At 56.9% G+C, this 20,413-nt stretch carries 18 protein-coding genes and 1 tRNA gene; 13 read left to right on the plus strand and 6 right to left on the minus strand.

What is annotated here, in order from left to right; genetic code table 11:
* Positions 1 to 265: 265 nt before the first annotated feature.
* Complete coding sequence (hpnI, locus tag VNX88_15345; GenBank protein ID HWY70045.1) at positions 266 to 1,471, plus strand: bacteriohopanetetrol glucosamine biosynthesis glycosyltransferase HpnI; 1,206 nt, start codon at positions 266 to 268, stop codon at positions 1,469 to 1,471.
* Between the two features lie 236 nt (positions 1,472 to 1,707).
* Here hpnI and VNX88_15350 read toward each other — a convergent pair whose 3' ends face one another.
* The 3 genes from VNX88_15350 to VNX88_15360 all read right to left on the minus strand — a co-directional run bounded on the left by VNX88_15350 (position 1,708) and on the right by VNX88_15360 (position 6,418).
* Complete coding sequence (locus tag VNX88_15350) at positions 1,708 to 3,534, minus strand: glycosyltransferase family 39 protein (GenBank protein ID HWY70046.1); 1,827 nt, start codon at positions 3,532 to 3,534, stop codon at positions 1,708 to 1,710.
* A gap of 3 nt (positions 3,535 to 3,537) precedes the next feature.
* The gene (locus VNX88_15355; GenBank protein ID HWY70047.1) at positions 3,538 to 3,810 is read right to left on the minus strand and encodes an oxidative damage protection protein; all 273 of its coding nucleotides are present in this window, start codon (positions 3,808 to 3,810) and stop codon (positions 3,538 to 3,540) included.
* A gap of 124 nt (positions 3,811 to 3,934) precedes the next feature.
* Complete coding sequence (locus VNX88_15360; GenBank protein ID HWY70048.1) at positions 3,935 to 6,418, minus strand: RNB domain-containing ribonuclease; 2,484 nt, start codon at positions 6,416 to 6,418, stop codon at positions 3,935 to 3,937.
* A 137-nt stretch (positions 6,419 to 6,555) separates the two neighbouring features.
* Between VNX88_15360 and VNX88_15365 the strand changes: the two genes are divergently transcribed.
* Positions 6,556 to 7,122, plus strand: a complete 567-nt coding sequence (locus VNX88_15365; protein HWY70049.1) for a PH domain-containing protein — start codon at positions 6,556 to 6,558, stop codon at positions 7,120 to 7,122.
* 121 nt (positions 7,123 to 7,243) lie between these two features.
* Here VNX88_15365 and VNX88_15370 read toward each other — a convergent pair whose 3' ends face one another.
* Positions 7,244 to 7,774 carry a RidA family protein gene (locus VNX88_15370; GenBank protein HWY70050.1) on the minus strand — a complete coding sequence of 177 codons (531 nt, stop codon included), beginning with the start codon at positions 7,772 to 7,774 and terminating at the stop codon, positions 7,244 to 7,246.
* Between the two features lie 136 nt (positions 7,775 to 7,910).
* Between VNX88_15370 and VNX88_15375 the strand changes: the two genes are divergently transcribed.
* The 8 genes from VNX88_15375 to rplI all read left to right on the plus strand — a co-directional run bounded on the left by VNX88_15375 (position 7,911) and on the right by rplI (position 13,075).
* Positions 7,911 to 8,951: a hypothetical protein gene (locus VNX88_15375; protein ID HWY70051.1), complete on the plus strand. Its 1,041-nt coding sequence runs from the start codon at positions 7,911 to 7,913 to the stop codon at positions 8,949 to 8,951.
* A gap of 45 nt (positions 8,952 to 8,996) precedes the next feature.
* Positions 8,997 to 9,070: transfer RNA gene (locus VNX88_15380), tRNA-Gln, on the plus strand.
* 100 nt (positions 9,071 to 9,170) lie between these two features.
* A complete protein-coding gene (locus VNX88_15385; GenBank protein ID HWY70052.1) occupies positions 9,171 to 10,217 on the plus strand; it encodes a ribose-phosphate pyrophosphokinase in 1,047 nt (348 codons plus the stop codon).
* A gap of 58 nt (positions 10,218 to 10,275) precedes the next feature.
* Positions 10,276 to 11,010 carry a 50S ribosomal protein L25 gene (locus VNX88_15390; protein ID HWY70053.1) on the plus strand — a complete coding sequence of 245 codons (735 nt, stop codon included), beginning with the start codon at positions 10,276 to 10,278 and terminating at the stop codon, positions 11,008 to 11,010.
* Positions 11,007 to 11,606: an aminoacyl-tRNA hydrolase gene (pth, locus tag VNX88_15395; protein HWY70054.1), complete on the plus strand. Its 600-nt coding sequence runs from the start codon at positions 11,007 to 11,009 to the stop codon at positions 11,604 to 11,606. The genes VNX88_15390 and pth overlap by 4 nt, the downstream gene beginning before the upstream one ends.
* Before the next feature lie 12 nt (positions 11,607 to 11,618).
* Positions 11,619 to 12,026 carry a 30S ribosomal protein S6 gene (gene rpsF, locus VNX88_15400; protein ID HWY70055.1) on the plus strand — a complete coding sequence of 136 codons (408 nt, stop codon included), beginning with the start codon at positions 11,619 to 11,621 and terminating at the stop codon, positions 12,024 to 12,026.
* Positions 12,027 to 12,132: 106 nt separating this feature from the next.
* The gene (rpsR, locus tag VNX88_15405; protein ID HWY70056.1) at positions 12,133 to 12,468 is read left to right on the plus strand and encodes a 30S ribosomal protein S18; all 336 of its coding nucleotides are present in this window, start codon (positions 12,133 to 12,135) and stop codon (positions 12,466 to 12,468) included.
* Between the two features lie 145 nt (positions 12,469 to 12,613).
* Entirely contained in the window at positions 12,614 to 13,075 is a 462-nt protein-coding gene (rplI, locus tag VNX88_15410) for a 50S ribosomal protein L9 (GenBank protein ID HWY70057.1), read from the plus strand.
* 69 nt (positions 13,076 to 13,144) lie between these two features.
* Here the strand turns inward: rplI and VNX88_15415 are convergent, their stop codons facing one another.
* Positions 13,145 to 14,125, minus strand: a complete 981-nt coding sequence (locus VNX88_15415) for a hypothetical protein (GenBank protein ID HWY70058.1) — start codon at positions 14,123 to 14,125, stop codon at positions 13,145 to 13,147.
* A gap of 54 nt (positions 14,126 to 14,179) precedes the next feature.
* Positions 14,180 to 14,611 (minus strand): hypothetical protein, encoded by a 432-nt coding sequence (locus VNX88_15420; GenBank protein ID HWY70059.1) that lies wholly within the window; start codon positions 14,609 to 14,611, stop codon positions 14,180 to 14,182.
* Positions 14,612 to 14,997: 386 nt separating this feature from the next.
* Here VNX88_15420 and purH point away from each other — a divergent pair, with 386 nt between their 5' ends.
* The 3 genes from purH to VNX88_15435 all read left to right on the plus strand — a co-directional run bounded on the left by purH (position 14,998) and on the right by VNX88_15435 (position 20,310).
* Positions 14,998 to 16,596, plus strand: coding sequence for a bifunctional phosphoribosylaminoimidazolecarboxamide formyltransferase/IMP cyclohydrolase (gene purH / locus VNX88_15425; GenBank protein HWY70060.1), 1,599 nt, complete (start codon positions 14,998 to 15,000; stop codon positions 16,594 to 16,596).
* 172 nt (positions 16,597 to 16,768) lie between these two features.
* Positions 16,769 to 18,964 (plus strand): tetratricopeptide repeat protein, encoded by a 2,196-nt coding sequence (locus VNX88_15430; protein HWY70061.1) that lies wholly within the window; start codon positions 16,769 to 16,771, stop codon positions 18,962 to 18,964.
* A gap of 149 nt (positions 18,965 to 19,113) precedes the next feature.
* Positions 19,114 to 20,310, plus strand: coding sequence for a deoxyguanosinetriphosphate triphosphohydrolase (locus VNX88_15435; GenBank protein HWY70062.1), 1,197 nt, complete (start codon positions 19,114 to 19,116; stop codon positions 20,308 to 20,310).
* The last annotated feature ends 103 nt before the right edge of the window (positions 20,311 to 20,413 follow it).

Below are 20,413 nucleotides of genomic sequence, written 5' to 3' on the forward strand. Positions count from 1 at the left end.
CGATGGTGGGTGGAACAGCCCGCAAGTGTTCCACCCTTCTGATTCAAAGCAAAGCGAGCTACTTGGTCATGCGGCAAAGGCAACACCAAAACCAACCCCCTCCTAATAAGGGAAAGGCCGGGGCAAACAACGTTCATCGCCACGCCAGCGGACTCGTGTTGCCTATTTCGTCCTTGACAGAGCCGTCGTGGTTATAGAAGGGATGACAGTGCCTGGACCGGGGAGCTGTTCGACCGCAGCCTGTAAAATCAAAGTTCACCTCGATATGTTTTTGCGCATACTCCTGGCGATCGCCATCTTCGGAACCCTAGCCTCGACCGCATTTCTCGTGCTGGCTTTAGTCGGCTCGTGGCGCTTTGTGAGAATGCGCAGACAACTTCGCGCTGCCCGCGCTTACTTTCCGCCGGTCAGTGTTTTGAAGCCGGTTCATGGACTTGAGCCGAATCTCGAAGAGAATCTCGAGAGTTTCTTTCGCCAGGACTTTCCCGATTTCGAACTCATCTTCTGTGCGCGCCAATCGAACGACCCGGGGCTGCAGATGGCGCAGCGATTAGCACACAGGTATCCCAACGTGAAGGTTCGGATCCTCACTTGTGGGGAGCCGCCATGGACCAATGCCAAACTTTTTTCCCTCGAGAAGATGTGGCAAGCAGCCGCTCACGACCTGCTCGTAATCAGCGACAGCGATGTCCGCGTTTCACGGGATTATCTTCGCGAGATCATCAAACCCTTCGCCGATCCCAAAGTAGGAATGACGACGTGCATCTATCGCGGTTTGCCGGCAGGCGGTTTCTGGACGGAGCTCGAGGCATTCGGATATTCGGTCGAGATGACCTCGGGAGTTGTGGTGGCGGACATGCTCGAAGGCATGAAGTTCGCGCTTGGTCCGACGATGGTAGTGCGCCGCGAATGCGTGGAAGCGCTCGGCGGATTCGGGTTCATGGCCGATTACTGTGCTGACGATTACATTCTCGGAAACCGCGTCGCTGACTCGGGCAGAGAAGTAGTCCTCTCGCACCATGTCATCGATCACATGGTCTTCCATCATTCGTTTCTGGCCTCGATGCGTCATCAGGTGCGCTGGATGCGAAGCACTCGTTTTTCGCGTCCTAAAGGTCATCTCGGAACGGTGCTGACGTATGCAATGCCGTATGGCGTGCTTGGATGCATCGCAGGCCTTGCTAGCGGACACACCGTGCTCGGTTGGAGTTTGTTGGGCGCCGCGTTCGTAAATCGGGTGATTCAGTCGATCGCTGCGGGATATTTCGTTGCCGGAGATCGTAAGGCGCTAACTCGTGCCTGGCGGTATCCGTTGCGGGATCTTTTAGGAGCGTTCTTGTGGATCGGGAGCTATCTCAGCGCAAAGATTGATTGGCGCGGGGAGGAATACCGATTATCTACTGGTGGGCTCATGTTGCGACACGAACAATCAGGCAAACTTCCCAAACCTGCGGTTGCAGGCAGCGAATAGGCTTCAGAGAGAAACAGCGCCAAACCTGATACCGAATACATAAGCAACTGTCATTCTGAGGCCCGGTGTTGGCCGAAGAATCTCCCGCTGTACTTCGGACTTGAGTGCAGTGTCGCGGCTCTTCGGCGAGAATCCTGGGCCGAAGAGCCCGGACAGAGCAAGTAAGTCTGACGCATTCCGGGAGGTCCTTCGGCCAACACCGGGCCTCAGGATGACAGTGTCAATTTTCTGACAGCCTATTGCCTATTGCTCAATATTTCTTTTCCCGAGACCTGCGCAAATAAGTAAGCTCCCTTGCCAAGAACCGACTTAGCTCGCGCCTGTTGTTCCTTAGGCACAAATAGAAAGACACGCTGCGAACCTTGCCACGCGCGAAGTAGATCCTCATCGTCCAAAAAAATGTGAGGAGCGTCGGGATACTTTGAACCCCACAGGAGCGAAGTGCTTCGCCCGTTTACGAGCATTACCTGGCGCTGCAGGTAGAAGATCAGCGACGATCCATACGCTTGATCTCCATAAATCATCACCTGATCGCCAGGGCGGATTACCTGCTGCACCTGGCCCGCGAGAATGCGTGACGACATAAACGGACCAAAGCGCACCAACGCGATATGCGCGGCAAACAAGAACACAGCCGAAGCAGTGGCGAGCGTCCATACAGCAACACGCGGCGAGCGACGATAGGACAGTAGTGCTGCCAGGGGTCCGACCAGCAGCGCGAATGCGGCCAGCAGAGCAGGCAAGCGCAATCCAGCGAACGCTGGGCCGGTGAGATCGAAGAACTTCGACATCGCAAGAGTGTTGTCGGCCACCTGCCTGTCCGCGAGCACCGACCCTAGATCCAACGGAACCGGCAGGTGACGTGATGACCACACGCCGGCAATCAATGCGATACCAGCCGAGGTTCCCATAATGGTAAGAGCCGCATAAGCCACTTTGCTCCAGCGACTGCCAAGGCGATCGGAAGCTAGGGCGTCCGCGGCAAGCAGAAGCAGCGGCAGATAAGCTGGAAAGGTGTAGTACTCCTGATTGGTTGAGATCGCAAAGAACACCAGAATCAGTCCCGACCAAACCAGGCAGATCATGCGCGTGCGATCTGCGAAACTCCACGCTGACGGTACTCGCTGCTTCGCGCGCTCGCGCAGGTTCTCCACGACTCGCGCCAGGAACAAACTCCAGGGAAAGAGCCACACGAAGTGCAGAGTCCAATACGCGATTGCGGGAAGCTTGTTGTAATCCTTCGGATAACGTTTGCCGAGAAAGCGCAACAAGTGTTCGTTGACGAAGTAGAACCAGAAAAATCCCGAATTCCGCACTCCAGCCAGAATGTGCCACGGAGCCGCGATCAGCAGGAACAAAAGCGTGCCCGTAACAAGGTGGAATTCGCGCCACCGCTTCCATTCACCCGTGACGATCAAATATGCAAGCAGAGTACCGCCAACGAAGATGATCGCTACCAGTCCCTTGGCCAGGACGGCTAGAGCCAAACAGGCATAGGAGGCATACCAAAGCCGAGATGCTCTTCCACGATCGAGCGCGAGCACGGCAAAGTAAAGCGCTCCGGCGATCGTGAGTGCGAGTAGCGCTTCGGGAATGAGAATTCGCGAGAAAAGGTAATACCCAATCGTCGTGACTACGAACAGCGCTGCGTAGATACTGGCGCGCGCCCCGAATGCACGCCGCGCCCAATCGGCGGCAAGAAACATCAACAGCAGAATCGCGATTGCAGTCGGCAGCCGGGTTGCCCATTCTGAAACTCCGAATACGCGATAGCAGGTCGCCACGAGCCAATATGGGAGCAGCGGTTTCTCGAGGTAGCGGATGCCGTCGACATGCAGCGTCACCCAGTCATTGTTGGCAACCATCTCGCGAGCGGCTTCGGCGTGCGTGGCGTCCGCATCGTCGAAGATCGCGGGAGAAGAGAGCGATCCCAGGTAGACGAACGCGAATATCAGGAGGATGGCGGCCCACGCCAGCCAGTGGCGGCGAAGCAGCTTAGGCCAAGCGTTCGGAGAAACCTGCGGCGAGCGCAGTTCTATTACGGGTGGGGGAGCGATTGCCAATGCTTATCGTGAAGGCGGCACGTATTCCTGCGGCAACTGCGAACCTTCGCCGAAGAAGTATGCCTGTAGTTGCTGCGCGAGAAACTCCTGTGCTTCTCTCTTCCAAGGCTGGAGGCGATATTCGTTCATGAGCATCTTCTGATGTTCACCCCATTCCGCCCAGGCTTGCTTCGACACGTTGTCGTAAATCTTCTGGCCGAGATCGTTGTCGAAAGGACGCTCTTCGAGCCCTTCCATCTCCCGGCCATACTTCACACACCGCACCATGTGTGCCATGCAGCTCTACTGTCCTCCTTGGAGGATTATGAACATTCAATTTTACAGGAACCGGACGAGGCGAACACGAAGGTCACGAAGGCGAAGGGAGAGGTCACCAAGCACCGCTCCGTGAGCTTTGCCGTCACCTTCGTGCCCTTCGTGTTCGCCTCTCGGGCTTTTGCTCTTCCAGAATCGAGAACTGCAGCTTGCGCTGGACGCGATCGATGCGGTCAAGGATCACCCGAACACGATCGCCGATCGAGTATGCGTGTCCGGACCGCTCGCCGATAATCTGGCGCGTGTTCTCGTGGTAGGCGTAGCGGTCATCGGCTAATGAGCTGATTGGAACCAGTCCTTCGATGAAGAGATCGTCAAGTTCAACGAAGAGGCCGTACTTGGTCACGCTCACGATGAGGGCCACGAAGTCCTCGCCGACTTTGTCCTCCATGAACTTGATCTTCTTCCACTCGATCAACTCTCTCTCTGCATCGTCCGCACGTCGCTCCGTTGTACTGGAGTCGACCGCGATATCGTGGAGCTCATCCAGGGGAATGATTTCCGTCAGGTGCTTCTTGCCATCTTCACTCTGCTTCTTCTCTCTGCGCTTTGACCACGGAAAAGGTTGATGATCGGACGCAGCCTTCGTCGCTCGTGCCCCATGCACACTGCTCGAAAGCTGAGGGGAACCCGCCGATCCATTGTTGAGGACGGCCTTCAAGATCCGATGCACGATCAAATCGGGATAACGCCGAATCGGCGAGGTGAAATGCGTGTAACTCGTAGCGGCCAGCGCAAAATGTCCTTCGTTCACTTCTGAGTAGCGCGCCTGCTTCAGCGAGCGCAGCATCAGGTAAGACAGAATGCGCTCTTCCGGCTTGCCTGCGATCTTCTGCGTCAGCTTCTGGTACATGCGCGGGGTGATGTGTATGTCCTGAGGAACTTCGTGCTGCCGTGGATTGCGTCCGCTGCCGTGCCGCTCCCGACGCTCTCCACGCGTCTGGAAGCGTCTGACGGGCAGATCGACGCCGAGCGAATATCCAAATGCCGCGGCGAGCAGCTCAAAGTCGTACACACGTTTTGCATCGGGCTCTTCGTGGATGCGGTAAATCGACCCAAACTTATGACTCTCGAGATGAGTGGCAACACACTCGTTGGCCGCTAACATGAATTCTTCGATGATGCGATGGGAAAATTTTCGTTCCGAGCGTGCTACGCCCTGCATCAGGCCGGCTTCGTCAAATTCGATCACCGGTTCCGGCATGTCGAAGTCGATGGAGCCGCGCTTGACGCGCTTGCGGTTCAGGATTTTGGCGAGCACTTCCATGCCCTCGAATTCACCTGCCAGCGCAGCGTACTGCTGGCGCATGCTTTGGTCGCCATCGAGAATCGTCTGGACCTCGTTGTACGTCATGCGGGCGGCGGAGCGAATCACCCCTTCGTGAAGTTGGTAAGCAACGATCTCGCCGGCGTGATCGATCTCCATGACGCAGGAGAGTACCAGCCGCTCAACTTTCGGACGCAGGCTGCAGAGATCGGTGGAAAGCTCCAGCGGCAGCATGGGAACAGCGCGATCGGGGAAGTACACAGACGTCCCACGCAACCGCGCTTCGCTATCGATTGCTGAGCGTTCTGTCACATAATTGGCGACGTCTGCGATGTGCACTTGAAGCTGGTAGTTCCCATTTTGCAACTTGCGCACAAGAACGGCATCGTCAAAGTCGCGCGCAGTCTCGCCATCAATCGTAACGATCGGGAATTCGCGGAAATCGCGCCGACGCGCTACTTCGTCGTGAGGTAGCACCGCGGTGAATGATTCGGCTTCCTCAAGGACCTCCGCTGGAAATACATGGGGGATGTGGTGCTTGCGAATCATGATCTCGACATCGACGCCGAAATCATCCTCGTATCCAAGCACCTCGATTACTTTGCCGCGTGCGTTCTGCGTGCCTGAAGGCCATTGAACGATTTCGACATCCACAACCATGCCTTCAAGATCGGCAGGCGCTTTCCGGCGCGCCTCTTTGCCAATCACGCGATGACGAGTCGTCGGGCGCTCTGGCACAGACGCAACATGCGGCTTCTCTACACTGCTTGGGACTTCCATGCCACGGGGAATGATCACAGGATCGGTAAGCTTGTCGTCGATCGGCTGGACGTAGTTGTAGCGATCGCCGTAATGGAAGATTCCGACTACAGTCGGGTGAGCACGCCCCACAATCTTGACGATGCGTCCCTCGGTTCGTCCGTCTCCGTGTCCCGGACCCACTTCGACCAGCACATTGTCGCCGTGCATCGCGGCGTTCATGTCGCGCGGAGAGACGTAGATGTCTCCTTCAATCCGGTCGCGCACCGCTGCATCTCGCGGGCGTACAAATCCGTAGCCGTCACGATGAACGGAGAGCTCGCCTGCCACCAGGTTGTGTTTGGCTGCGGCCTTCGGCAGAGCATAGCGATCGCGTCCCATCAAAACCAGTTCCCCGCGATCGACCAGCTTCTGCAGGCGTTCATCCAGTTGCCGCCTTTCCTCGCCACCACGCAGTCCCAATTCACGCACAAGCTGCTTGTACCCAGCGGCGTGGTTAGACTGTCGGGAGATGCGGGCGAGGATTTCGCGGTCTGTACTCATGGCTCGAATTTATTCACCTCATCCAATAGCGGTCCACATTCCATTTAACATGAATCGCTTATCGGCCACCGTACACTACCTGACGAGTCAGATACTTGCGTCACTAACGGCCAAGCAGCGCCGCTATACTGCGATGCATGGACGCCTTACGCCATGTTTTGACAGCCGTTCTGCTAGCCCTGGTTCTCAACTGGCTCTGGAAATCGTCACGAACCGGAAAGGCCAAAGAGGAAGCCGGCCGCAAAATATTCGGGCCCACTCGCGCCATACAGATTGTGACGGTCCTGTGCGGCATAGTGTTTACAGGCCTTGTAATTGGATCTGCCGTCGCATTGCGCAAGCCGAATGAATGGTGGGTGCCATTTCTATTCGTGGCCTTCCTTGCCATGGTTCCGTTTATGTATCCCCCGGTGCTGACCATTGACGTGGACGGCGTGTCATCGCGCGCGTGGTATGGGAGCGAGAAGAAGATCCGCTGGGAAGACATGGCTAGCCTGCACTACAACACCGGCAACAAACAGTTCACGATTCGAAGTAACGACGGCCGCAAGGTCACGCATGCCGGCTTTAATGCCGATGCTGACGGCTTTAAGAAAGCAGTCCAGAGTCACACGCGACTGCCTTTGAAAATCGCCCAGCCAGGCACCTGGAAGACAGAAACGATCGAAGTTCCGTATGAGGAAAACCAAGGAAGAATAGGGTGATCGGGTCATCAGGTGAAGTGAAAACAGGCTATTCCGCCGTCGCTTTTCTGCCGACTGTGCCGCGTCGCCCATACAAGAGTTCTTGCCGCTGATTACCGACTGGCAGAGGCACTTCACCCGATCACCGATTCCTACTACGGCCGACCCCCAGGAACCACCACCACGGCCTTACTTCCAGCAGAAAGTCGGGATTCACGAGCGCGGCGACACCAACGGTGGTGCTGGCTGGCGGATGCTCGTTCTTCGACAGATATTGCGTTCGAACATCGCGGTAGCCGGTCAGGTTTGCTGCCATGTCCACCATGAACGTATTCAACTTGACCACATCGTTGAAGGTCGCACCAACCGCGTTGAGTGCGATCCTGAGATTCTCGAAAACTTGAGTCGACTGTGCGCGAATGTCGCCCTTACCAACTGTTTTGCCGTCTTTGTCGACAGCGACCTGCCCAGAGATCAGGATCGTGCGCCCGCCGTTGATCTCGACTAGCTGAGTAAACCGCGGGTTTACAGCCAATCCTGGCGGATCGATGTAGCGAACTAGCTGGGTCGTACCTGTCCCAGTTCCGTGTAGTTTCTTGCCCTTATCTTGTTTTACGGTTTTTGCCGATAAGGGAATTGCACAGAGCATGAACGTAACTAAATAGCGCTTCATGTCTTCTCCTGAACGAGGTTTGAGAACGGCTTGCTGACAATCCCGCACGCCAGATGACTTGCGCCAGGTAGACGATTGAAAAAATGTAGACACAGCATGCTGTAGGCTTCGATTGCCGTACCTTTACAATCGTCCAATGCCGACGTCGCTTCGTTCTTACGCCAAAATCAACCTCGGACTCGCGATCGGTTCTGGTCGCGACGATGGCTTTCACGAGCTGCGCACGGTTTACCAGACGATTGCGCTGCATGACATCATGAGAGTCGAAATTGGGCGGGGCACCGGCATCGAGATTCGCTGCAAGAACCCGAAAGTTCCAGCCGATGAGTCCAACACCTGCTACCGCGTCGCAGATCGGTTCATGAAGGCTATCGGTCAGCGCGGCAAGGTGGTTATCACGATCGAGAAGAACCTTCCCTTGCAGGGCGGACTTGGAGCGGCATCTTCTAATGCTGTGGCTACCTTACTTGGCATGGAACGTGAGTGGGGGAAGGCGCTCGATCCTGAAGACCGGCTGCGCATCTGCGAAGAGGTGGGCTCCGATCTGCCGCTCTTCCTGGTGGGCGGAACCGTGTACGGGCAAGGACGCGGCGAGCAGGTGATTCCGCTGGAGGAACTTCCGCCGGCGGCCTGCGTCGTAGTCACGCCTGAGATCGGCGTCTCGACTCCAAAAGCATTTGCCGATTGGGACGCCCTTGCAGAACGCGAATCCTCTGAGGAAGCCGAATCGCGGTCTTCGGCTTCTTCAAGCCGCACCGCTACTTTGACCAGCACTCCACAATCCGCTAAAATCTTATCTTTCAGCCGCTCTGTGTATTCCTGGCTGAGCGGCGGTTATAAGACTCCAGTATCCGGTGTTCCCGCATATGGCGGGGACCGGGCCGAGACACAGCTGCTCGACCTTGTCCGTACCGGGATAGAGAACGACTTCGAACGCGTCGTCTTTCCTCAACATCCCGAATTGCGTGACGTCAAGCGTGTGCTCTACGGCCAAGCCGGCGATGGAGCGCGTTATGCTTCGCTTTCCGGCTCCGGATCGGCCGTTTATGGCCTTTTTGATTCCAGGGAGAAGGCAGAAGCTGCTGCGGAACGTGTGCAGGCGATGGGTCCTGCCGCTCACGTAACAAGCACGCTGACAAGAAAGCAATACTGGGAGACAATGGTAATCAGCCGTTAACGCTGAAACTCCCAACAGACAATTTAACTAACAGCACAGGATCTTTGGGCGGTCGACTAATGGTAGGTCAAGTGCCTTTGGAGCACTTTGTCTAGGTTCGAATCCTAGCCGCCCAGCCAAGTAAGAAGACAGCGGGGAGTTTTCTAATCAGGAAATTCCAGAAGCACTTAGTCCCGGGCAAATGAAAGAAAACCAGCTTTCACGAGGCTTAGCGCAACTATGACGACGATCGCAACCGCAGTCGACAAGCAGCAGCAGAAGGGTCAAGCAACCGTGCAGACGCCGCCGGCGCAGAAGACCGAGCGCAAGCCGCAGCGTCATCGCGATAACGACCGTTTCAAGATCTTCTGCGGCTCGGCCAACGAGAAGCTTGCAGACGATATTTGCAGGTTTCTCGAGATTCCGCGCGGACAATCGCACTTGCAGCGCTTCTCCGACGGTGAGGTTTACTTTCAGTTGCTGGAGAACGTGCGCGGCGCCGATGTTTTCGTCGTGCAGCCCACGTGCTTCCCGGTGGATGAGCACTTGATGGAGTTGCTCTTGATGATCGACGCGCTGAAGCGGGCTTCGGCGCGCAGGATCACTCCGGTGATCCCGTATTACGGATATTCGCGGCAGGACCGCAAGGACAAGCCTCGCGTTGCTGTTTCGGCGAAGTTGGTGGCGGACTTGCTAACCACGGCTGGTGCGCATCGGGCGCTGGTGGTTGATTTACACGCGCCGCAGATTCAGGGATTCTTCAATATTCCGGTGGATCACCTGTTTGCCTCGCCGGTACTGGTTTCGGCGGTGAGGGATTTGAACTTGCCCGACCTGACGGTGGTATCGCCAGATGCAGGCGGCGTGGAGCGCGCGCGCTTCTTTGCCAAAAAGATGGACGCGGCGCTGGCTATCGTCGATAAGCGGCGCACGGACATGAATGTGACCGAAGTGATGCACGTGATCGGTGATGTAAAGGGCCGCACTGCGCTGATTCTCGACGACATCATCGACACAGCGGGCACGCTGGTGAAGACTGCGGATGCGTTGCTCGAGGCTGGAGCGATTCGCGTGCTTGCGTGCGCATCGCATCCGGTGCTGTCAGGCCAAGCGTTGGAGCGCATTCACCATTCCCGCATCGAGCAGGTGATTGTGACGGACACGATCCCGCTAAGCGAAGCGGCGAAGAACGAGCCGAAGATCAAGGTTAAGTCGATCGCTGGGCTCCTGGCACGAGCGATCGAGAGCATTCATGAGGAGACGTCGGTAAGCAGCCTCTTTAGTTAGAGATCTCAGCAGTAAAGAAGCAGCATGCTGCATCTTTACATGCTTTTAAGGAAAAGGAATGGCAACTCAGGAACTAGTAGAAGCACAACCGCGGCCCACAGATGAGGCTCGCTCGAAGAACGCTGCGCGCCGCGTGCGTCGCAGCGGAAATATCCCGGCTGTAGTCTACGGCGCGAAGAAAGAGTCGGTCGCCGTGACTGTGAATCCCAAGCAGATCAGCCGCATTCTCCACTCTGAGAGCGGTCACAACACCGTGTTCGATCTGAAAGTGGGCAGCGAGCAGAGCAAAGCGATGATCGTCGACTGGCAGTACGAGCCTATTAAGGGCAGCCTGCTCCATATCGATCTGAAGCGTATCGCCATGGATAAGGCGCTTCGCGTGAAGGTGCCGGTGCAATTGACCGGCGTGCCCGAAGGTGTGAAGACGCAGGGCGGAATTCTCGAGCAGATCGTGCGCGAAGTGGAAATCGAGTGTCTGCCGTCAGACATTCCCGACCATATCGACGTCGATGTGACCCCGCTGGTGTTCGGCCAGGTATTCCGCGTCTCCGATCTGCCTCATAGCGGCAAGCTCAAATTCATCACTGACGAGACGCAGCCTGTAGCGCACATCACGTCGGTGAAGGAAGTGGTTGAGGCAGCTCCGGCTGAGGCTGGTGCCGAGGTAGCAGCAGCTCCGGCTGAGCCCGAGGTCATCAAGAAAGGCAAGCAGGAGACCGAGGAAGGTGCAGCTCCTGAGGCCGCGGCTAAGCCCGAAGGCGGTAAGAAGGCTGAGGGCAAGAAGAAAGAGTGAAGCTGGTCGTCGGTCTGGGCAATCCCGGCATCGAGTACCAGTTCACGCCGCACAATCTTGGCTTCCTGACTATCGATCGCGTCGCCGAGCGGTGCAAGGTTGATGTCGCAAGCCGCCGATGCCAGGCGGCTACAGGCAAGGTGAGGCTTGCAGGACACGAAGTCCTGCTGGCTAAGCCAGAGACCTATATGAACCTCAGCGGGCTTTCGGTAAGAAAGCTGGTTGAGGATCTTGAGGTAAATCCGGCGAGCGATCTGATCGTCGTCTACGACGAATTGGATTTGCCGTTCGGTGCGATTCGGATTCGTCAACGCGGTGGGACGGCGGGCCACAACGGACTCGAGTCAGTGGTCGGCTCGCTCGGTACCGACGAGTTCATCCGGGTGAGGTTGGGGATCCAACCGGATCATCCGGTACGCGACGGCGCGAAGTTCGTTTTGGGACAGTTCAAGAAGTCGCAGTTGGAAGTTGTGGATGAACTGATCGAGCGCGCTGCCGATGCAGTAGAAGCGATTTTGAAGGACGGCCTGGCAGCGGCGATGAACCGCTTCAACCAGCGTCCGAAGAACACAGCCGAGGGCGGCTGTGCCACATAAGAAGGGAAGAGAATGCAACAACGTACCTACGAAGTGATGTTTATTGTCCGGCCTGACCTGCAGGAGGAGGAGATCGACAAGCTGATCTCGAACCTCGAATCCCAGGCGACCAATGCCGGCGCAACTGTGAAGAACGTGGAGCGCATGGGCAAGCGCCGTCTCGCGTACGTCGTGCGCAAGTTCGCGGATGGCTTCTACATCCTGCTGACGGTTGATGCCGACGGCAAGGCGATTCACGAGATCGAGCGCCGTTTGCGCGTGTCAGAGCCTGTGATCAAGTTCATTAGCGTGCGCATCGACGAAGAGCAGAAGCGTCTGGAGAAGATCAAGCAGCTTCGCTCGACGCGCGTGAAGCGCTCGACGGCGGAATCCGCGCCAGCGCCGGAACCTGCAGCAGCGGCTCCGGCAGCAACGGCGTAAGAAGCTTCTGGCCACTGGCGCTTGCTGCTGGCCAGTCGCTAGCTCTAAGAACCAGCAACTAGCCAGAAGCAGCAGCTAGAAGCGAGCAGCTATTTTAAGGAGAAACATGTCAGATACACCCACACCAACTACCGCGGGCGGAGGACAAGACCGGCAGGACCGCGGACCGCGTCGCGATTCCCGGGGTGGCCCCGGAGGCCAAGGCGGGCGCGAGGGCGGACGCAAATTTTTCCGCCGCAAGAAAGTCTGCAAGTTTTGCGTGGAGAAGATCGACTCCATCAACTACAAGGACGTGCGCCTGCTCTCCGGGTTTGTTGCCGAGCGGGGGAAGATCGTTCCTCGCCGTCTGACCGGAGTCTGCACGCCACACCAGCGTCGCCTGAGCGCCGCCATCAAGCAGGCGCGCAATATCGCGCTGCTGCCATTTGCAGCGAGGTTCTAAACGAAGCTGCTGGCTGCTAGCTACTAGCTGCTGGCTTGTTCGCGCATACGGCAAGAGTGCCAGTATCGAGGTCAAATTCTAGTGAGATCGCGCTGCGCTTTGGCTAGCGGCTAGGAGCTAGCAGCCAGCAGCTTGGAGTTATCCAATGGAAGTCATTCTGAAAGAAGATGTAGAAAAGCTTGGCCACCGCGGCGACATCGTGAAGGTCGCTGAAGGTTTTGGCCGCAATTTTTTGCTGCCGCGCAAGCTCGCCATTGAGGCCAGCAAAGCGAATAAGGCAGTGATCGATCAGATGAAGGCCGCTGCAGTGCGCAAATCGGCCAAGGAAAAGACCGGCGCCGAGGCGCTCGCTCAACAACTCAACGAAGTGCAGCTTACCTTTGAGCGCAAAACGGGGGAGAAGGATCACCTGTTCGGCTCGGTTACGTCGTCCGATATTGCAACAGCTCTTGAAGGCAAGGGATTCAAGGTCGATCGCCGCAAGGTTCATCTGGATGATCCGCTTAAGAGCCTGGGCGAGTTCCACGTTCCCGTGAAACTCCATCGCGAGGTTACGGCACACGTAAAGGTCACGGTGAAGCCCGAAGGCGGCGAAGCAGGGGCATAGGTAGCTCCAGCAGATAAAAAAGGCCGTCCCAAAAAGGGGACGGCCAGTTGTTTCTAGTCGCTCGAAGTTCTACTGCTGATTCACCTGCAGCAGCATCTGTGTGCCACTATCAAGCTTTACATTCTTTCCGGCCGAGGTAATTACCGATCCCTGGGTTGCGTTGGACGCAGCGCCGCTAAGCTGCAGCCCATTCAGTCCGATGACTCCCTGGCTGTTCGAAGTGAGCTGACCAGCAGCGCCGCGCGTGGCGCCATTCACGGCCCCGCCCGCATTCGCGCCAGCGCCAGCGGCCGTGTTGCCAACTCCGCTTGCAACTCCGCCCGCGGTGCTACCGACCGCACTCGTCGCGCCACCCACGGTGCGACCGGCGCCACCGAGCAGGCCTCCACCTCCGCCTTCTCCAGCAGACACGCCTCCGGCGGCCTGGCTACCCAAGGATGAACTACCGGCGAGAGTGTCGTCCCCCGTCGAAGCGGACGCGCTGTTGGCCGCCGCGGCGATTGCCTTAATGCTCGCGTTTAGGGGAACCTGTTGTCCATTTTTCAGCACGGCGTGGTCGAATGCGATCCCCAATGCGGATTCGGAATCTCCATTCGCTTTGGCTTTCGCGTCGGTCACATGTCCAACCAAGCGCGATCCACGCGGAATCACCACGCCTGACGCGGAATGAACTTCCTGCGTTGTCTTGGCCGTGATCTCGTCCCCAGGCTTGGCCTTGCGCGCATCAACCGGCTTGCTGAGGGTCGCGGGAATTGTTGTTCCCGCTGCCAACTCACCGGCGCCGTTGGCGCTGGTGCCTACGGATTTTCCATTTACGGAAGCAGCGTTGTCGTTACTGGCGCTTCCGCTGGCATCCGCATTCCCTTTGCGATGCTTGCGATCTGCCTGTGCATTTGCATCGACCGAGGTGTTCGAGTTTACGTTTGCGTTGTTTTGCCCGGCCTGGACGCTAGTGCTGCTATTCGCAGAACCGCTGGCCTGGGCATCCGTTTGGGCGGACGCGAAACTTACGAGGCTGACTGCCGCAACTGCAACTAGTAACAGTTTCATGCGATTGTCTTCTCCTTAACTGACTCGGAAAATGTTTTAAGTTTTGGGCCGCAACTACTTGGCTGCGCGCTCGCTGACGTTGTGCGTCGAGCCCGTGTTGATGATCTGCATCGAGGTCACGGAATACTCCCGCTCCTTGCCATCGAGTTCAGGTACAGCCAACAGCAACTTGTCCTTCTTAATCCGGAACTCCGCACGCTCCCCCACCGGCAACAGCACCGGGTGCTTTTCCTCGCGGGGACGAATGCGGTACATCACGCGATCAGTCTTGAGCACGTACTCCTGGCAGAGCATCTCGCGCTGTTTCTTGTGTGCTCCGTCCGTGCCGAGGATTTCTCCGGCAAAGCTCTTCCCGCTGTTTTCATCGATTCCGCAGGTCACCGCGTCCATGTTTGAGATAGTCCCAGTCTGGCGGAAAATCGGCTCATCCTTAGCGAATGCGAAAGAGCCGAGCATTAAAAAGCAAATTGCAATCGTTGACTTCATGGCGCCTCCTATCGGCGGAAGCTTGAAATGCAGATCGGATGCCACAAGCAGAGTAGATGCTGAATTGGGAGTACATGGTTGTTTTTCAGGGACTTAGGTTCGGTAACGCGAAATTGGACAATGACCCTTGGTAACCGGGAAAATCTTCTCGCGAAAGGAAGTATTGCGAGCATTCGGGCAGTCCACAAAAAGGTTGCCTCCCAGCATAGGCGCGCAGGGAACCGGGGTCACCTAGGAGAAGGAGAGCTTGGTTACCCCTGTGTATCGACGATTAATCGACCCGCGAATCAGCATCGCTGAACAGATCTTTACTCTTCCGTGCGCATGACATGGAGTCGTCGAACTCTTAAAATCAGGTATAAGCCACCTCACGAGGAAACCCAGTTTTGTCGCAGACCGAAATTCTCGAGACTCCCTCCAAGGCCATAGCAAAGCAGGTTAAGCCAGTACGGCGCGCCATTCTGAGCGTTACCGACAAAACCGACATTGTAGAATTCGCGCGTCACCTGGAGAAGGCAGGCGTTGAGCTAGTATCGACCGGAGGCACTGCAAAGTTGCTGCGTGATGCCGGCGTTCGCGTGAAAGACATCTCGGACCTAACCGGCTTTCCCGAAATGCTTGATGGCCGGGTGAAGACTCTCCATCCCAAAGTGCATGGCGGAATTCTGCACGTTCGCGAGAACTCCGCGCATCGCGAGGCCGTCACCGAGCACGACATTCCCGCAATCGACATGGTCGTGGTGAATCTTTATGCGTTCGAAAAGACGGCTGCGCGTCCGGATGTCAACTTTGAAGATCTCATCGAAAACATCGACATCGGCGGACCGTCGATGCTACGGTCGGCAGCAAAGAATTTTCAAGATGTTGCAGTGGTGACTTCGCCGTCGGATTACCGGAGCATCGCAGACGAGCTTTCCAGTACCGGCGGACTCTCCCTGGCTACGAAATGGAATTTAGCGAAGAAAGCGTTTGCTACCACAGCGGCTTACGACAGTGCTATTGCGTCTGTGCTTGAGACGATCCCGGCGCCCGGCCAGCTTCCATCACGCGATCAATTTCCCCAAACTTTGCGCCTGGCGTTCTCGAAGCTGAAAGATCTGCGCTACGGAGAGAATCCTCACCAGAAGGCCGCTGCTTATTCGGACGGCTCAAATCGCGGAATTGCGAATGCGCGACAGTTTCAGGGGAAGGAGCTCTCCTACAACAATCTCGTCGACCTCGACGCAGCATGGGAGCTTTGTCGCGAGTTTGATGAGCCCATGTGCGCGATCATCAAGCACACGAATCCTTGTGGCGCTGCGACTGGTCCCGACGTTCTTACTGCGTACAAGCGTGCGTTGGAGGCAGATCCGGTCTCGGCCTTTGGTGGCGTTATCGGAATCAATCGCGAGATCGATGAAGTTGCCGCCGAGGAAATTGCCAAGCTGTTCGTGGAGGCCATCGCGGCTCCGAGCTACTCGGCTGCCGCCCTGACACGATTTGCCGCCAAGAAGAACCTTCGTCTGCTCGAAGTGATTGCCGACGCGCCCAAAACGGTACTCAAGCAAGTTTCTGGAGGCATGTTGCTTCAGGATGCGGACGTCCATTCTTTATCGTCCGCCGATTTGAAGATCGAGACGAAGAGACAGCCCGCGCCAGAAGAAATGTCAGCTCTGCTTTTCGCCTGGAAGGTCTGCAAGCACGTGAAGTCGAATGCGATCGTCTACGCCCGCAATGGGCAGGTCGTAGGTGTGGGAGCGGGTCAGATGAGCCGGGTTGACTCCTGCAAGATCGGCGCTGCTAAGGCGGTCTTGCCGCTGAACGGTACCGTCGCGGCTTCAGACGCATTTTTCCCCTTCCCGGACGGGGTGGAAGAGATTGCCAAGGCCGGCGCTACTGCCGTAATCCAGCCAGGTGGGTCGGTCCGCGACAATGAGGTGGTAGAGGCCGCTGACCGGCTGGGACTAGCGATGGTGTTTACCGGGGTGCGTCACTTCCGTCACTAATACCAGGGCCTCAGGGGGCCAACTAAGGCGTACAATTTACATTGGCGACATCATCGCATTTGACCGGGCTTCGCCAGGCGACTGGTCGTGCATCGAACTAAGTGCAGATGCGAAACTGCCGCCTGCGCATCCAATAACTCGGGAGTAAAGCTTCATTCGGTCAAGCGAACTCATGATACGTCTCGGTATTCATCTGTCCTCCTTTGTTCTTCTTAGCTCGTTGATCGGCTTCGGCCAAACTCCCGCAGCGCAGACCCCGGCGACCTCTACCCCGGCTACGCCAGCGGCGCAGAGTCCAGACAAGGCTCCGAATAACCAGAACCAGATTCCTGACACGCCTGCACCGCCGGCGAAGGCCAAGTCTGCTCCGGCTTCGGCCGAAGGCAAGCGAGCAACCGATAGCACTCCTCCCGAACAGCGTGATCGCGCCGCGGCTTACTATCACTACTCGCTGGCGCACATGTATGAGGAGATGGTCTCGGTTTACGGCCACTCGGAATACGCCAGCAAGGCCATCGAAGAGTACAGACTTGCCCTGCAAAACGATCCCGGATCGGAACAGCTAAACGCAGGTTTAGCTGAGCTTTATTTCAAGACCGGACACATTCGCGACGCCGTCACGGAATCGCAGGAGATCGTAAAGCGAGATCCTAACAATCTCGATGCGCGCAAGCTTCTCGGCCGAATCTATCTCCGCTCAATCGGCGATATGCAGGGCGGAGTTCAGTCGTCTGAAGTCTTGAAGCTCGCAATCGAGCAGTTCAGCGAGATCGTGAAGCTGGAGCCCGATAAGATCGACGACCACCTGCTACTCGGTCGCCTGTACATCCTCAACAAGGATTACCTGAAGGCAGAAGGAGAGTTTAAGGCCGCCCGGAAGATCCAGCCGGATTCAGAAGAGGCCGTAGTGAACCTCGCCTATCTCTATAACGAAGAGGGCGACAACAAGAAAGCCGTGGAAGTGCTGCAGTCGATGCCCGATGCGCAGCGCACCGGCAAGGTCTACTCGGTTCTCGGCTATACGTTCGAGCAGCAGAAAGACTACAAGCGGGCGATCGACGCTTATAACCACGCGATTGAGCAGGACAAAGACAATCTGGACGCGCAGCGCGGTTTAGCCAACAGCCTGTTGGGCGACAACCAGATTGAGGCTGCACTGGCGCAATACAAGCAGGTCGCCGATGCTGATCCCCAGGATGCGCAGGCTTACATCCGCATGCAGGAGATCTATCGCCGTCAGGGTAAGTACACCGAAGCGATGGCGACGCTAAAGAAGGCTGAAGCTCTCGTACAGGACTCGGTAGAAATCCCGTACAACGAGGCACTGCTCAACGAAGCCCAGGGTAAGTTCGACGACGCGATTCAGATCCTCCAGAACCTGGTCGACAAGAATACGAAGCCGATCGCCACGATGACCAACAGCGAACGGAATAACCGTTCAGTGTTCCTTGAGCGCCTAGGCACTGTTTATCGCGAGAGCGGTCGGAACCAGCAGGCTATCGAGACCTTCCGACGCATGATCGAACTCGGAGACGAAAGCACCGAGCGCGGCTACAGCCAGGTGATCGACACCTATCGCGAAGACAAGCAGTGGAATCAGGCCACGGCCACCGCGCAGGATGCCGTGAAGGCATTGCCGAAAGACCGAACTATGCGCTTGGTTCTCGCGGGTCAGCTTGCGGACAATGGCAAAGCCGATCAAGGTATCGCGATGGCGACGGCACTGCTCAAGAACACGCCCGAAGATCGCGATGTCTATCTGGCGCTCTCCCAAATCTATGCACGTCTACGCCGCTGGTCCGATGCGGACGAGGCGTTGAACAAAGCCGACTCGCTGGCCACGAAACCCGAAGACAAGCAGTACGACTTCTTCCTGCGTGGGTCGTATTTTGAGCGGCAGAAGAAGTACGACGCCGCGGAAGAGATGTTTCGCAAGGTGCTTGCCACCGATCCGCGCAATGCGATGGCCCTGAACTATCTCGGCTACATGCTCGCGGACCGCGGTTCTCGCCTTGAAGAAGCGCTCTCTCTCATTAAGAAAGCCGTCCAGGAAGAGCCGCAAAATGGCGCCTACCTCGATTCCCTCGGCTGGGCCTACTACAAGATGGGTAATTACGAAATGGCCGAGGACAACTTGCGGCGAGCGATGGATCACATCAGCAAAGATCCCACCGTGCATGATCATATGGGCGAGGTTTATGCCAAGACGGGCCGTCTAAAGCTGGCCGCCGCACAATGGGAGCGCGCGCTCGAGGAATGGAACCGTTCGCTACCGGCAGACGTCGAGAGCAATGACGTCGCTCGCGTGCAGAAGCAGCTCGAGAGCACGAAAGTGAAGTTGGCGAAGCAGGAAGGTGCGAAGGATTAAGTAGTCAGTCTTGAGTAGTCAGTTGTCAGGTAAAGCCCGGCCTTCGTGGCCGGGCTTTAGTTTTTGTGTACTCGTAGGTCTCTCGTTAGACAGAACCTCCCTTGTCCTGTAGTGATTACTGAAAACTGATTACTGAGAACTGAGTACTATTGTGCGCTAGACTCCAAGACATGTACGCCCCGTACGCGCTGCTTCCGGATGAATCGCGCGGGCGACGCCATCCCGAGCCGCCACATCCCTATCGATCCGATTTCCAGCGCGATCGCGATCGCGTCATCCACTCCCGCGCTTTTAGACGGTTGGAGAACAAGACGCAAGTCTTCACCTATAGGGGCTCCGACCACTTCCGCAACCGCCTCACACACACGATAGAGGTCGCGCAGATCGCACGTACGGTTGCTTCGGCTTTGCGCTTGAATTCCGATCTTGCGGAGACTCTCGCACTGGTTCATGACATCGGCCATCCGCCGTTCGGCCACGCCGGCGAGCAGGCGCTTGATCGCGAAATGCGCGCCTTCGGCGACATTTTCGATCACAACCTGCACGCTCTGCGCATCGTGGAGCATTTCGAACTGCGCTACCCTGAATTCCGCGGCTTGAATCTCACGTTTGAGGTTCGCGAAGGCATCATCAAGCACTCGCGCGACTGGAATCCCGACGAATTCCCAGAGTTGGCAGAGTATCTGCTGGAGCAAAGGCCCCCGCTCGAGGCGCAGCTCATCGACCTTGCGGACGAAATCGCATACAACGTCGCCGATCTGGACGACGGTGTCGAATCGGGAATCCTTACCATCGAAATAATCCGCCAGCATTTGCCATCGTTCGAGCGCGTCTGGGTCGAAGTCGAGCAGCACTATCCCGAGGCTCTGCCCAAATTGAAATTGAGCGAATGTCTGCGAAGAATACTCGACCGCATGGTCAGCGATCTTATCCACGCCAGCGGACACCGCATCCGGGCGGCGCGAATCAACCGATCGCGCGAGGCCCGGGCCTACCCGCAACGTCTGCTCTGTTTTAGCGCCGAAGTTGACGCCGAGAGGCGGGAAACGAAGGCGTTCCTGCACGCGCATCTGTATGACAGTCCAGTGCTCAGTTCCGATCGAGTGCGCTTAGAAGAGCTAATTTCAGAGTTATTCCGGTTCTGGCTGGCGCATCCCGAGGAGCTTCCCCAGAGTTACCAGGACCAATTGCCCGGAGAGAAACTGGAGCGAGTGGTTTGCGACTACATCGCCGGGATGACGGACAACTTTATTCTTCGCGAATACGAGCGAGTTGGTGGAGAAGGCGCCACTGAGCGGGAAAAGAGCATTCAGCACTCAGCATTCAGCGCTCAGCACAAGAGTTGATCCTCGGCAGTCCCAACTTAGCTGGATGCGTCTCGGTGCAGTACGTTCTGCGATGCTGCTTATCCCAAAACTGCATCAAGGCTTGAATGCTGACTGCTGCCTT

It is taken from the genome of Terriglobales bacterium (assembly GCA_035567895.1).
GTDB lineage: Bacteria > Acidobacteriota > Terriglobia > Terriglobales > Acidobacteriaceae > Gp1-AA112.